The sequence below is a fragment of the Vibrio sp. 10N.286.52.C3 genome, from assembly GCF_041468865.1.
In the GTDB taxonomy this organism is placed as follows: Bacteria; Pseudomonadota; Gammaproteobacteria; order Enterobacterales; family Vibrionaceae; genus Vibrio; species Vibrio crassostreae_C.
Genome location: NZ_JBFRJM010000013.1, coordinates 1 through 14,511, shown reverse-complemented (window position 1 = coordinate 14,511; position 14,511 = coordinate 1). Strand labels below are relative to the sequence as shown.

Sequence of the window (14,511 nt, the reverse complement as noted above, 5' to 3'; positions counted from 1 at the left end):
TTATTGTTGTTAGCAAGCTAAACTCCAGCCTGCTGATTTTTATACCGCGGCTTGTGCCACTGCTTTTTCTTCTCTTAAGCCTGTAAATTCAGGCATTAAAGAAATCAGTTGTTTGCTGTATTCATGCTGAGGCGATTGGAACAGCTGCTCCGTTGGCGCAACCTCCAATAATGTCCCCATCTGCATCACACCAACACGGTCACACATTTGGCGAATAACCGGTAGATCGTGACTGATGAACAGCATGGTTAGGTTTAGCTCGTCTTGTAAGTCTTTTAGTAGGTTAAGAATCTGAGCCTGTACCGACACGTCCAGTGCCGATGTTGGTTCATCACAAATCAAAAGACGTGGGCGAGTCGCCAAAGCGCGAGCGATAGAAATACGCTGACGTTGACCACCTGAGAATTCGTGTGGGTACTTCACCCCAGCCATTTTGCCTAAACCCACGTGCTCTAGCAGGTCGTTCACGATCTGACGAGTTTCATTTTCGTTGCGAGTAAGCTTATGGAATCGGATAGGTTCAGCAATGATGTCGAATATCTTCATTCGAGGGTTCATTGATGTGTAAGGGTTTTGGAAAACCATCTGCATTTGACGACGCATAGGGCGACGTTCTTTTTCAGATTTCAGACCAGTAAGATCAACGCCTTCAAACGTTACCTTGCCTGAGTTTGGTGCGTACAAGCCAGCAATCACACGAGCAATCGTTGATTTACCTGAACCTGATTCACCTACTAAACCAAACGTCTCACCTTCATGCACTTCAAAGCTCACGTTGTTTGATGCTTGAACGTACTCACGACGGCTCTCAAAGAAAGAATCTTTGGTAGTAAAGCGTAAGTTTACGTTCTCAACGTTCAACAGAGGGCCAGTGTAATCACGGTGATCTTGGCTTTGACCTAACCAGTGGTTCTTCACATCCAATGGTTCCATCTCTTGTGCTTCTTCGATGTAGCTAACAAGAGGGAAACGATCGAGTTTGCGATCCGAACGAGGAACCGCAGAGATAAGACTGTGTGTATATGGGTGCTCAGGAGTACCCAGAACTTTCGCTGTTGGGCCAAACTCAACTAAGTCACCACGATACATAACGGCTACGCGGTCGGTAACGTTAGATACCACGCCCATGTCGTGCGTGACCAACATGCAACCTACGTTCTTCTTAATACATAGGTCGCGAATCAAACCCAAGATCTGGTCTTGGATAGAAACATCCAGTGCTGTTGTTGGTTCATCTGCGATGATTAGGTCAGGTTCACCTGCCAATGCGATCGCGATAACCACACGCTGACGCATACCGCCAGAGAATTGGTGAGGGTACTGCTTTAAACGGTTTTCTGGTTGTGGGATACCCACTTGGTTCATCAAGTCTAATGAGCGCTGGTAGGCTTCTTGATCCGAAACCTTCATGTTGGCATGAATCGTCTCTTTTAACTGCTGTTCTACTGTGAATAGAGGGTTAAGAGAAGTCATTGGGTCTTGGAAGATAAAACCAATCTTTGAGCCGCGAACAGAACGCATCTGTTCAGGAGATAAACCAGAGACTTTTTCGCCATCCAGAAATACCTCGCCGCTAGCAATGCGGCCAGGAGGGCTCAGCAAATCGATCACAGCATTACCTACTGTTGATTTACCTGCACCAGACTCGCCTACAACACCAACAATCTCACCACGTTCAATGTTGAACGAAAGTGATTTAACTGCGGCGTGAACTCCATGACGAGATGGGTATTCGATACGAAGATTTTTTACTTCTAAAAGTGACATTACCAGACCTCTACTGCTTTGGCAGCTTTCTGCCCTGTCTGCAAAATTGAATCCATTCTTACCAGAATATTGTTCTGATATTTTATACGGTTGACAATTTGGCAAATAATTCACAGAAAAGCAACAAAAATAGGATAAAAAGTCGACATTAAACGCTTAGCAAGCAAAAGTGCCACATAACTATTCACCAAAAGAGCATATAGTAAGAAAAATCAACATTATATTATCGGCAAGAAATACTCACAAACTCCTTACCACTACTTACTTGTAGAGTTAAAGCCGTGCTTCAAAGCAGATCTCACTACCAGTCACTAAAAACAAATAATTATTCCAAAAAACAATTAACACTATAGAAACAAACGCTAATTTTGTTAATTTGAACAAATAAAACAACCAGATAAACGTTAATTAGCCATATATTTAACCATCTGTATTATTTTGGTAAATACAAAACAGACAAACGAAAGGCCTAATAAATCAGAGGAGTTTTTGAACGACCAAATGCGTACAAAGCTGTCAAATTCAGGCCTTAGTGAGCAAATTTAGGGTCAGGTTTCACTTTTCATAAAAGTCTTTAGACCAAACCCATTAATATGTCGAATTATTGAGCACTCCATTTATATAAAATTAGATATAGAACTGTACATTTGATAAAGAAAGCAACTCTGTAGCAGCACCATTATCAAGCAGATCGTTAGGAATCTTTCTTATATAAGAAGGGGGGAGACAGAGGCGACACCAGACAAGGTGCCGAAGCAGGTAAGATCTCAACATTCAAAATCGATAAAAACTAAAACGACAGATGTAAAAAAGCTCCAATCTTTCGACTGAGGCTTCTTAAGTGATCGGTGAAGAGGCATTCTTTGAACATCAGGTGAACCCCCACTCTGTTCAAGTTATCTAAATTTCAGATGTAAAAAAGCCCTAGTCTTTCGACTAGGGCTTCTTAAGGTGGTCGGTGAAGAGGGATTCGAACCCCCGACCCTCTGGTCCCAAACCAGATGCGCTACCAAGCTGCGCTATTCACCGAGACGTTTCGTTTGATTTCTCAAACTGGGAACTTCAAAGAAGCTACCAAAATTAATGGGGTGGCTAACGAGATTCGAACTCGCGACCACCGGAATCACAATCCAGGGCTCTACCAACTGAGCTATAGCCACCACTAATTTTTTATATAACCGCTTAAAAGCGATTATTGAAATAGTGGTCGGTGAAGAGGGATTCGAACCCCCGACCCTCTGGTCCCAAACCAGATGCGCTACCAAGCTGCGCTATTCACCGACTAGTTTTGTATCGACTCTTGGGAATAATGAATCAACACTGGAAGCCGAAGCTACCGATATTTTGTAAAGAAAGAATGGGGTGGCTAACGAGATTCGAACTCGCGACCACCGGAATCACAATCCAGGGCTCTACCAACTGAGCTATAGCCACCATTATTTCTTTTTGCCAATTTCTCACTTACCGAAGTAAGAGACCGGATGGCGCGCCTGAAAGGATTCGAACCTTCGGCCTTTGGCTCCGGAGGCCAACGCTCTATCCAGCTGAGCTACAGGCGCATGCCCTGTCGGCGGAGTGGAATAATACGTATATCACCCAATGCCGTCTAGTACTTTTTTAACTTTTTTTTCTGTTTGGTCTCTTTTTCGACAGTTAATATGTGATAAACCCCTTATTTGAGTACTACAACCCGCCACAGCTTATAAGTTGTTGTTTATTGCAACAACTTATCGGGATATAATCACCCATTATTTACATTGGTTTAACAGTTGCTCTTTGCTGGTTAAAGCCAAAACACCCTTCCAACACTATAAATTGGTAAGCATGTACTTACCTTGGGAATGTAAAGTGAGTTTAATGGATATGTCTCGTCGAATTTTAAGCGTTGTCATCGCAGTTTTAACCTTTTCAACTGGCGCAATGGCTGCAGGCCTAAGCGAAGCGGAGCACGATGCAATTGCTGAACGCATCAAACCAGTTGGCCAAGTTTACCTAGTCGGCAGCGAGCCAGTAGCCGCAGAACCAACAGGCCCTCGTGATGGCGCAGCAGTTTACGGTACCTTTTGTATCGCTTGTCACGCATCTGGCGTAAGTGGCGCACCTAAAACAGGTGATGCTGGTGACTGGGGTCCTCGCATTGCTCAAGGTCGCGACATTCTAGCTGACCACGCAATCAACGGCTTCAATGCGATGCCAGCGAAAGGTTCATGTATGGATTGTTCAGACGACGAAATCAAAGATGCTATCGAGCACATGATTGCCGGTCTGTAATTAAAAATGCCAGATTCAGAAAAGGTGACCTCATGGTCACCTTTTTTATTGGCTTCTATATAGTGCGATTAAAGTAGGGCATTACTTCTTGTTGAACATCGCTCGAATATTCGCAATGTGCGCCTGCCCTTTTTCCATTCTTTCTTCAGCGGATTGAGGCTTCTTAACGCTTTCCCACTCCACATCATCGTGCGGCAGCTCATCGAGGAAGCGGCTTTGTGTTGGCTTTATTAATTCACCATATTGACGACGTTCACGACACTTAGTAAAAGTCAGCTCTTTCTGCGCTCGAGTAATCCCCACATACATAAGACGACGTTCTTCTTCTACGTTGCCTTCATCGACACTGGTTTGGTGCGGCAAGATGCCCTCTTCTGCACCCATCAGGAATACATATGGGAACTCTAGACCTTTCGATGCATGCAATGTCATTAATTGGACTTGATCTGCATCGTCATCATCCTCACCACGCTCCATCATATCGCGCAGCGTTAAACGTTGAACCACCTCGCGCAGGGTTTTCTCTTCTTTATCGTAGTTGTCACCCTCAAGATCGGCCACAATCCAGCTATACAGATCAGAGACGTTCTTCATTCGCATTTCAGCGGCTTTCGGGCTCGCTGAGGTTTCGTACAACCAATCTTCGTAGTTGATGTCACGAACCAAAGAACGAACGGCTTCAACCGTATTACCACGCTCGGCATTGTCTGAGATACGAACAATCCAGTCACCGAAGCGGCGCAAATTTTCTAAACCACGCCCCGTCAGTGTCTGCTCTAAGCCCATCTCGAAGCTGGCCTCAAACAAGCTCTTACCACGCATATTGGCATAGCTACCTAGCTTTTCTAGCGTAACCGGGCCTATCTCACGGCGAGGCGTGTTTACAATACGCAGGAAGGCGTTGTCATCATCAGGGTTCACCAACACTCGTAGGTAAGCCATGATGTCTTTAATTTCGGCTCTAGCGAAGAAAGAGGTTCCGCCAGAGATCTTGTAGGGCACGCGGTTCTGCATCAGCGCTTTTTCAATCAAGCGTGATTGGTGGTTACCACGGTAAAGCACTGCGTAATCTTTGTATTCAGTACGGTTCAAAAACTTGTGGGCGATGATCTCGCCGGTAATACGCTCTGCTTCATGCTCTTCATTCTTAGCATTCAGTACCTTGAGCTTTTCACCGTCTGGGATCTCTGAGAATAGTGACTTTTCATAAACGTGTGGGTTGTTGGCGATCAAGATGTTCGCCGCACGTAATATTCGGCTGGTTGAGCGATAGTTTTGCTCGAGTTTGATCAAGCGAAGATTTGGATAGTCCTCACCCAGCAACACCAAGTTTTGCGGTTTTGCACCACGCCATGAATAGATAGATTGGTCATCGTCACCTACTACCGTCAAGCGACCACGCTCTCCCACCAGTAAACGAACCAACTCATATTGGCTGGTGTTGGTATCTTGGTATTCATCGACCAGTAAATAGCGGATACGCGACTGCCAGCGCTCACGCACCTCTTGATTGGTTTTCAGTAGTAATACAGGCATCGCGATCAGATCATCAAAATCGAGTGCGTTGTATGCCTTCATCTGTTTCTGGTACATCTCAAAACAGAATGCAAACAACTGCTCTTGTTCGCCTTGAGCACGTGCTTTCGCCTGATCTGGCGTCAGCATGTCATTTTTCCAATTCGAAATGGTGCTCATTAAAGCGCGTAGCAAATCCTTATCACCATCGATCTGTCTCTCTGTTAACTCTTTTAACAAAGCTAACTGGTCTTGGTCATCAAACAGAGAGAAACCCGCTTTCAAACCCAGCGCTTTGTATTCACGGCGAATGATGGTTAAGCCCATGGTATGAAAAGTCGAAACAATCAGCCCTTTCGATTCGCCCTTACCTAGAGTTTGCCCAACACGCTCTTTCATCTCGCGTGCCGCTTTATTAGTAAAGGTCACCGCCGCAATATTACGCGCCTTATAGCCACATTCCTGAACCAGATAAGCAATTTTATTGGTGATAACACGTGTTTTACCGGATCCAGCGCCCGCTAATACTAAGCAGGGGCCCGAAACATATTTCACGGCTTCATCTTGTCTTGGGTTCAGTTTCATTTGATTCTCAGTTTGGTCTAGAGGGGCGAATTCAATTGCGCGCCTATAATAATGCTGCAACAGCACGAATGCTACGTTCTCTTATACAAGATTTTTACGCTGATTATGTAAAACTTTGTTGCACATGTGTGTGGTTATTAGGCTATAATGAATGAACGTTCATTCATTGGTGGTTGAAATATGACAACTCATGCACCTCGGGATAAACGCCAGCAAATACTTTCTGCAGCTGAAAAGCTAATTGCAGAGGTCGGTTTCCAAGGCCTTTCAATGCAAAAATTAGCCAAAGAAGCGGGAGTGGCTGCAGGCACTATCTATCGCTACTTCGATGATAAAGAGCATTTGATAGAAGATGTTCGAATGCTCGTGACTCAAAGAGTAGCTGATGCTGTTCAACAAGGGGTTAATGATTCGGATCCAATTAAACAACGCTACCGTACTATGTGGTTGAACATATGGAACTTAGCAGGAACGAATTTAGCCGCAATAAAAAATCGGGTTCAGTATGACTCTCTACCCATCACAAATAGCCTAAACTTCAGGGAACTAGAACGTAAAATGTTTGCCCAAGTTGAGCTGCTATTTAATGAGGGGAAAGAACAAGGATTGTTTAAACCACTTAACAATGAAGTATTAGGTGGATTGAGCTTGGCGGCTAGTGTTTCTCTAGCACGCAAGCATTCTTTAGGATTTTACCAACTTGATGAGGCAGAACTAGAATCTGCAATCGAAGCCAGTTGGGACGCAATAATTAAACACTAGATCGGAGTTTTGACCATAATGAAAAAGTGGACTTTCTTCATGTTACTCATCGCTGTACTACTTTTCGGCAGCGTTATTGGGTTTAACATGTTCAAACAACAAAAAATTGCTGAGTATATGGCCAACCGCCCTGAACCAGAGTTTCCAGTAACGGTAACTGAAGTTCAGCCGATCGACTGGGTTCCAGTGATTGAAGCTATCGGCTTCATCGAACCTAACCAAGGTGTGACACTAGCGAACGAAACCAGCGGTGTTATCGATCAAATTTCTTTCGAATCAGGTACTGAGGTTAAAAATGACCAACAACTGATCCGCCTTGATTCTGATGTAGAGAAAGCCAATCTAAAAAGCTCTGAGGCACGCTTACCGGCTGCTGAAGCTAAATACAAGCGCTACCAAGGGCTATTCAAGAAAGGCTCTATCTCTAAGGAAGCCTTCGATGAAGCAGAAGCTAATTTCTTATCGTTAGCGGCTGATATTGAAAGCCTTAAAGCATCGATTGCCCGTCGCGAGATCCGCGCTCCGTTTGACGGCACTGTCGGTATTCGTAATGTGTATCTAGGCCAATACCTACAATCTGGCACTGACATCGTTCGCCTAGAAGACACCAGTGTTATGCGCCTACGCTTCACTATTTCTCAAAATGACATCTCTCGTATTGAGGTTGGTCAGGCGATCGACATCTTCGTTGATGCATACCCAGAAAAACCGTTTAAAGGTTCTATTAGTGCCATTGAGCCTGCGGTTAGCATCCAAAGTGGTCTTATCCAAGTACAAGCCGATATCCCAAACAACGATGGTAAGTTACGTAGCGGTATGTTTGCGCGCGCTAACATCATTCTACCTAAACTAGCAAACCAAGTGACACTGCCTCAGACGGCCATCACTTTCACACTTTACGGTGACAATGTTTATATTTTACGTGAAGAAGATGGTGTGCAGCGTGTGAAACAACAAGTGGTGAAAGTAGGTGAACGTACAGAAAGTATTGCTCACATACTGGAAGGCGTAGAGCCTGGCGATGTTGTCGTGACAACGGGTCAAGTTCGTTTAAGTAACAATGCTAAAGTTCGAGTTGTAGAAAGTGATGCAACGACGCCGCCAGCTGAAACACCAATGCTGTAATTGGAGGAATCATGCGCTTTACTGATGTTTTTATTAAACGTCCAGTTCTGGCTATTTCAATCAGCTTTTTGATCGCATTGCTTGGCTTCCAAGCAATCTTCAAAATGCAGGTTCGTGAATACCCAGACATGACAAATACGATCGTGACGGTCACGACGAGCTATTACGGTGCCAGTGCCGATCTGATCCAAGGCTTTATAACTCAGCCATTAGAACAAGCGATCGCTCAAGCCGATAATATTGATTATATGACGTCGCAGTCCGTACTCGGTAGCTCGACTATTACGGTCAATATGAAGCTCAATACCGACCCGAATGCCGCGCTGTCTGACATACTGGCCAAGACTAACTCGGTACGTTCTCAGCTTCCTAAAGAAGCCGAAGATCCAACCGTAACTATGTCTACCGGTTCAACAACGGCGGTACTCTACATTGGTTTTACGAGTGATGAACTCTCTGCAAGCCAAATTACCGACTACCTTGAGCGAGTGGTTAACCCACAACTGTTTACCGTTAATGGCGTATCAAAGGTCGACTTGTACGGCGGGATCAAATACGCATTACGTGTATGGCTTGATCCTTCCAAAATGGCAGCATTAAACCTGACAGCCACTGACGTGATGACGGTGCTTAATGCAAACAACTACCAATCAGCAACTGGCCAAGCAATTGGTGAGTTTATGCTGTACAACGGCAGTGCCAATACCCAAGTAACCAATACCGATGAATTAGAAAGGTTGGTGGTCAAAACCAGTCAAAATGGCGGTTCTATTGTTCGCTTAGGTGATATTGCTAAGGTTTCACTAGAAAAAAGCCACGATGTGGTTCGCGCAAGTGCTAATGGCAAACAAACGGTTGTAACCGCCATCAATGCAGCGCCAAGTGCTAACCCGATCAACATTGCTGCTGATGTTATGCAGCTGTATCCTGAGTTGGAGCGAAACCTACCAAGCAATATCAGCATGAATATCATGTATGACTCAACCATTGCGATTAATGAATCCATTCAAGAGGTTATACACACGATTGTTGAAGCCGCGCTGATTGTATTAGTGGTTATCACGCTATTCTTAGGCTCATTGCGTGCGGTTATCATTCCTATCGTAACCATCCCTTTATCGCTGGTTGGTGTTGCGATGGTGATGCAAGTCATGGGTTTCTCATGGAACTTAATGACGCTACTGGCGATGGTATTAGCAATCGGTCTAGTGGTTGATGATGCAATCGTAGTACTGGAAAACGTCGATCGACACGTCAAATTGGGGGAATCTCCTTTCAGGGCTGCCATCATTGGTACCCGTGAAATTGCAGTACCGGTTATTGCAATGACACTGACATTGGGCGCGGTTTATGCCCCTATCGCAATGATGGGTGGTATCACAGGCTCGCTGTTTAAAGAGTTCGCATTAACCCTCGCTGGCGCGGTATTTGTTTCTGGAATCATCGCTTTAACACTGTCTCCAATGATGTGTTCAAAGCTGCTAAAAGAAAATGCACAGCCGAGTAAGTTTGAACTGAAGGTACACAGCGTACTTGATCGTATGACAGGCCGTTACTCTAAGATGCTGCATGCGATCATGGATCATCGTCCGGTTATCATTGGCTTTGCGGTCATTGTATTTTTAAGCTTGCCGATGCTGTTTAAATTCATCCCAAGTGAACTTGCCCCTGCAGAAGATAAAGGGGTGGTGATGATGATTGGTACTGGTCAATCAACGGCTAACCTAGACTACCTAAGTAACACGATGGATGACGTGAGCGGTATCTTGGTGACCCAGCCTGAAATCCAATACGCTCAATCCTTCACTGGTGTACCAAACTCAAACCAAGCATTTGGTATTGCCTCAATGGTGCCATGGAGTGAGCGCACGGCTAGCCAATCTGAGGTAACGAACCGTATCAGTGGATTGCTACAAGATATCCCAGGCATGGCAGTAACCGCGTTCCAAATGCCAGAGTTGCCGGGTGCCGGTTCTGGTCTACCACTCCAGTTTGTGATTACCACACCAAGCAGCTTTGAGAGCTTATTCGCTATCGCAACCGATATTTTAACGGATGTGAAAGATAGCCCTCTCTTTGTCTACTCTGACCTTGATTTGAACTACGATTCAGCAACGATGAAGATTCAAATTGATAAAGATATGGCGGGCGCTTATGGGGTAACGATGCAAGATATCGGTGTCACCCTAAGCACCATGATGTCGGATGGTTACGTTAACCGTATTGACCTCAACGGTCGTTCTTATGAAGTGATCCCTCAGGTTGAGCGTAAGTTCCGCTTAAACCCAGAGTCAATGAATCATTACTACGTTCGAGCCAGCAATGGTGATGCTGTTCCTCTCGGTAGCTTGGTAACAATTGATGTGGTGGCAGAGCCTCGCTCTCTTCCTCACTTCAACCAGTTGAACTCAGCGACGGTCGGTGCGGTTCCTATGCCGGGCGCGGCGATGGGTGATGCGGTAAACTGGTTTGAAAACATTGCCCAAACCAAATTACCTGCAGGCTATAACCATGACTACATGGGTGAGTCGCGTCAGTTTGTAACAGAAGGCAGCGCACTGTATGTGACGTTCGGTTTAGCACTGGCGATCATCTTCTTGGTTCTGGCGATTCAATTTGAGTCGTTAAAAGATCCATTGGTTATCATGGTGTCGGTGCCACTCGCAATATGTGGTGCATTGATTGCGCTCGCTTGGGGCGCAGCGACGATGAACATCTACTCGCAAGTGGGGCTGATTACCTTGGTTGGTCTGATTACCAAGCACGGTATCTTGATCTGTGAGGTAGCAAAAGAAGAGCAGCTGCATAATAAATTATCACGCAAAGAGGCGGTTATGGAGGCGGCAAGGGTACGTCTACGTCCAATCCTAATGACAACAGCGGCGATGATTGCAGGCCTGATCCCATTGATGTACGCCACGGGTGCAGGTGCAGCTCAGCGCTTTAGTATCGGTATTGTTATCGTTGCTGGTCTGGCGATTGGTACGCTGTTTACGCTGTTTGTTCTGCCGGTTATTTATAGCTACTTAGCCGAAAAACATAAACCAATTCCAGTTTTCCTCGAAGATAAAGATCTCGAGAAGCTGGCCCGTGTTGATGAAGCAAAAGCGGCGCACAGAGAATTAGCTAACAATAAGTAATTTCCCTGTCGTATTAACAATAAAAAGGCTACTTCGGTGGCCTTTTTTTGTACGCCATAGGCGACATCTTTGATGTGATTAAATAGAATAGTGATAAATATTCAGGAGTTTTAATTGATATGTTTGATCCAAAAAAACTAGAGCAAATTGCTAAGCAGATCCACGATTCTATGCCTCAACCAGTAAAAGAGCTTGGTTCAGACGTAGACCAAAAAGTTCGCCAAGTTATCCAAGGCCAACTCAACAAGCTAGACGTTGTGAGCCGTGAAGAGTTTGATGTTCAAACACAAGTACTGCTTCGCACTCGCCAGAAGCTCACTGAAATGGAACAAAAACTGGCTGAACTAGAAGCAAAGCTTTCAGACAAATAGTCATTTTTTTCAATCAGTTCAAGTTCGAATAAAGGCTTACCTTCGGGTAAGCCTTTATTTTTTCCTCAATCTATCAAGCCTTCACCGGTAAAATAGTTGCAAGCATAAAAAAGCCCCGAACAAATGTTCAGGGCTATTTTTATTCAGTGATGAACTGGAAGATTAACCGCCAACAGCGATACGCTTCATGTCGCTCATGTAGCTACGTAGCTCTTCACCAATGTATTCTACAGGGTGGTTACGGATAGCTTCGTTTACTTCAATTAGCTTAGCGTTATCAACTTGGTTAGATGTCTCACCTAGACCACGGCCGATGACGTCCGTTGCTACTGAAGGCATGAACTTCTCACGTAGTAGCGGTGTTGCTACGTTAGCGAATAGGTAGTTACCGTACTCAGCAGTATCAGAGATTACAACGTTCATTTCGTAAAGACGCTTACGAGCAACTGTGTTTGCGATTAGTGGAAGCTCATGTAGAGATTCGTAGTAAGCAGACTCATCAATGATGCCTGATGCCGTCATAGCTTCGAATGCTAGCTCAACACCGGCACGAACCATAGCAACCATTAGGATACCGTTGTCGAAGTACTCTTGCTCTGAGATTTCTACGTCAGAAGCTGGGTAGTTTTCGAATGCAGTTTCGCCTGTCTCTTCACGCCAGCCTAGTAGGTTCACGTCATCGTTCGCCCAGTCAGCCATCATTGTGCTAGAGAAGTGACCAGAGATGATGTCATCCATGTGCTTGTTGTAAAGCGGACGCATTAGGTCTTTAAGCTCTTCAGAAAGCTCAAACGCTTTAACTTTAGCCGGGTTAGATAGGCGATCCATCATGTGAGTTACGCCACCAAACTTAAGTGCTTCAGTAATCGTTTCCCAACCGTATTGTAGAAGCTTGCCTGCGTAGCCAGGTTCGATGCCATCAGCAATCATCTTCTCGTAAGATACGATAGAACCCGCTTGTAGCATGCCACAAAGGATAGTTTGCTCACCCATCAGGTCAGATTTAACTTCTGCTACGAAAGAAGACTCTAGGCAACCTGCACGGTGACCACCAGTACCTGCAGCCCAAGCTTTAGCGATATCCCAACCTTCGCCTTTAGGGTCGTTTTCTGGGTGAACAGCGATAAGTGTTGGTACACCGAAGCCACGTTTGTACTCTTCGCGAACTTCAGAGCCTGGACACTTAGGTGCAACCATTACTACAGTAAGGTCAGCACGTAATTGCATGCCTTCTTCCACAACGTTGAAGCCGTGAGAGTAACCAAGAGCAGCGCCTTGCTTCATTAGAGGCATTACTGTTTCAACAACGTTTGTGTGTTGCTTATCAGGAGTAAGGTTGATTACTAGGTCTGCTTGAGGGATTAGCGTTTCGTAGCTACCCACAACAAAGCCGTTTTCATCAGCATTTTTGAATGATTGACGCTTTTCATCAATTGCCGCTTGGCGTAGAGCGTAAGATACGTCTAGACCAGAATCACGCATATTTAGACCTTGGTTTAGGCCTTGAGCACCACAACCAACAATTACGATTTTCTTACCTTCAAGGTATTCAGCTTCTGTCGCGAATTCTTCACGATCCATAAAGCGGCAACGACCTAATTGGTCTAGTTGTTCACGAAGGTTTAATGTATTGAAATAGTTAGCCATTCTAGGGCACTCCTTTAAAAATAAGTCCGTAAGGTCGATATCTCTCTATCGAATGACTTCATACTAAAACAGACACTCCGTTGCTGAAAGTGATATATTCACAATTAGTTATTGCAATAAATGCAACATGGAAACGATCGCAGAACATGAACATAAAATCTCTACAATTATTTATACATTTATGCGACAGCAAGAGTTTCAGCAAAACCGCTGCTGCTATGCACGTCAGTCCTTCAGCGCTGAGCCGTCAGATACAAAAGCTTGAAGAGGAAACAGGACAAGAACTGCTAATCAGAGACAACCGCAGTGTTGATCTTACCCCAGCAGGAAAACACCTATTGCCTGTAGCATTGAGCATCGTGGGAGAGTGGCAGCAATATAACCTTCACCTGAAGGGCGGAGAGCAAGAACTTAAAGGTGAGATCCGTATATTTTGTTCAGTAACGGCTAGCTACAGTCACCTACCTGAACTCATAACCGAATTTAGGGCTATTCATCCGTATATTGAATTTAAGCTCTCTACTGGTGATCCAGCTCAATCCATCGACAAGATCTTAAACGATGAAGCGGATATCGCGATTTCAGCAAAGCCAGACATCCTTCCTTCAAGGTTAGAATTCGAAACCATCAGCGATATTCCACTGTCAGTCATCATTCCATCTGGTGTGAGTAGCTTTAGCCAACAACTGCAATCCGATAAGCCAAACTGGAATGAAGTGCCCTTTATCATCCCAGAAGCAGGAACAGCGCGTGAACGAGCCAATGCATGGTTTAAAAAGATGAAGATAAAACCCAACATATACGCGCAAGTTTCTGGCCATGAGGCGATTGTAAGTATGGTGGCACTAGGATGTGGAGTTGGCATCGCACCTGATGTGGTCATAAACAACAGTCCAGTAAGAGATAAAGTTAGCCGCTTAAAGATAGAACCTATCAAGCCATTTGAGTTAGGCGTATGTTGTAAGCGAGCACAGCTAGATAACCCTCTAATTCGAGCGTTCTGGCAAGTTGCAGAAGGGAAATATTTAGCGGACTAGTCGTCATTGTTTTAAATACAAAAAAGGGAAGAGCACGTCAGTGCCCTTCCCCTTTTATTTATGTATATCGCAGATAAGAAAAAAGCCCGCTGATTTCTCAGCGGGCTTTCTAATGGTGGTGGAGGGATAGGGATTTGAACCCTAGAACCGCTATTAACGGTTGCCGGTTTTCAAGACCGGTGCTTTCGACCACTCAGCCATCCCTCCAAAAAATTGTCATCAACAGATTAGTACACTGTAGATGTTGTTACATGTATACACAGGTAACGATATTTAAAGCCTGGCGATGTC

General features: G+C 44.8%; 9 protein-coding genes and 6 tRNA genes. 6 read left to right on the top strand and 9 right to left on the bottom strand.

Annotated features, from left to right (window positions below):
* Window positions 1–39: 39 nt before the first annotated feature.
* The 6 genes from AB4138_RS05470 to AB4138_RS05445 form a co-directional block, all read right to left on the bottom strand.
* Window positions 40–1,767 (bottom strand): ABC transporter ATP-binding protein, encoded by a 1,728-nt coding sequence (locus AB4138_RS05470; RefSeq protein ID WP_017060132.1) that lies wholly within the window; start codon window positions 1,765–1,767, stop codon window positions 40–42.
* A gap of 952 nt (window positions 1,768–2,719) precedes the next feature.
* Window positions 2,720–2,796: transfer RNA gene (locus AB4138_RS05465), tRNA-Pro, on the bottom strand.
* Between the two features lie 55 nt (window positions 2,797–2,851).
* Window positions 2,852–2,927 (bottom strand) — tRNA-His (locus AB4138_RS05460).
* A gap of 44 nt (window positions 2,928–2,971) precedes the next feature.
* A tRNA-Pro gene (locus AB4138_RS05455) sits at window positions 2,972–3,048 on the bottom strand.
* A gap of 77 nt (window positions 3,049–3,125) precedes the next feature.
* Window positions 3,126–3,201: transfer RNA gene (locus AB4138_RS05450), tRNA-His, on the bottom strand.
* Window positions 3,202–3,249: 48 nt separating this feature from the next.
* Window positions 3,250–3,326: transfer RNA gene (locus AB4138_RS05445), tRNA-Arg, on the bottom strand.
* A 298-nt stretch (window positions 3,327–3,624) separates the two neighbouring features.
* Between AB4138_RS05445 and AB4138_RS05440 the strand changes: the two genes are divergently transcribed.
* On the top strand, window positions 3,625–4,038 hold the full coding sequence (locus AB4138_RS05440) for a cytochrome c5 family protein (protein ID WP_017063036.1): 414 nt from the start codon (window positions 3,625–3,627) through the stop codon (window positions 4,036–4,038).
* Between the two features lie 81 nt (window positions 4,039–4,119).
* Here the strand turns inward: AB4138_RS05440 and rep are convergent, their stop codons facing one another.
* On the bottom strand, window positions 4,120–6,138 hold the full coding sequence (gene rep / locus AB4138_RS05435; RefSeq protein ID WP_017061960.1) for a DNA helicase Rep: 2,019 nt from the start codon (window positions 6,136–6,138) through the stop codon (window positions 4,120–4,122).
* Window positions 6,139–6,318: 180 nt separating this feature from the next.
* Here rep and AB4138_RS05430 point away from each other — a divergent pair, with 180 nt between their 5' ends.
* The 4 genes from AB4138_RS05430 to ubiK all read left to right on the top strand — a co-directional run bounded on the left by AB4138_RS05430 (window position 6,319) and on the right by ubiK (window position 11,536).
* The gene (locus AB4138_RS05430) at window positions 6,319–6,900 is read left to right on the top strand and encodes a TetR/AcrR family transcriptional regulator (protein ID WP_017061961.1); all 582 of its coding nucleotides are present in this window, start codon (window positions 6,319–6,321) and stop codon (window positions 6,898–6,900) included.
* 18 nt (window positions 6,901–6,918) lie between these two features.
* Window positions 6,919–8,025, top strand: a complete 1,107-nt coding sequence (locus AB4138_RS05425) for an efflux RND transporter periplasmic adaptor subunit (protein WP_017069625.1) — start codon at window positions 6,919–6,921, stop codon at window positions 8,023–8,025.
* A gap of 11 nt (window positions 8,026–8,036) precedes the next feature.
* Window positions 8,037–11,165, top strand: coding sequence for a multidrug efflux RND transporter permease subunit (locus AB4138_RS05420; protein ID WP_017061963.1), 3,129 nt, complete (start codon window positions 8,037–8,039; stop codon window positions 11,163–11,165).
* A gap of 119 nt (window positions 11,166–11,284) precedes the next feature.
* Complete coding sequence (gene ubiK, locus AB4138_RS05415) at window positions 11,285–11,536, top strand: ubiquinone biosynthesis accessory factor UbiK (RefSeq protein ID WP_017061964.1); 252 nt, start codon at window positions 11,285–11,287, stop codon at window positions 11,534–11,536.
* A gap of 162 nt (window positions 11,537–11,698) precedes the next feature.
* Here ubiK and ilvC read toward each other — a convergent pair whose 3' ends face one another.
* Window positions 11,699–13,183: a ketol-acid reductoisomerase gene (gene ilvC / locus AB4138_RS05410; RefSeq protein ID WP_017061965.1), complete on the bottom strand. Its 1,485-nt coding sequence runs from the start codon at window positions 13,181–13,183 to the stop codon at window positions 11,699–11,701.
* 146 nt (window positions 13,184–13,329) lie between these two features.
* On the opposite strand from ilvC, the gene ilvY reads away from it, so the two are divergent.
* Complete coding sequence (gene ilvY / locus AB4138_RS05405) at window positions 13,330–14,220, top strand: HTH-type transcriptional activator IlvY (protein ID WP_017061966.1); 891 nt, start codon at window positions 13,330–13,332, stop codon at window positions 14,218–14,220.
* Window positions 14,221–14,336: 116 nt separating this feature from the next.
* Here ilvY and AB4138_RS05400 read toward each other — a convergent pair.
* A tRNA-Ser gene (locus AB4138_RS05400) sits at window positions 14,337–14,427 on the bottom strand.
* Window positions 14,428–14,511 lie beyond the last annotated feature (84 nt).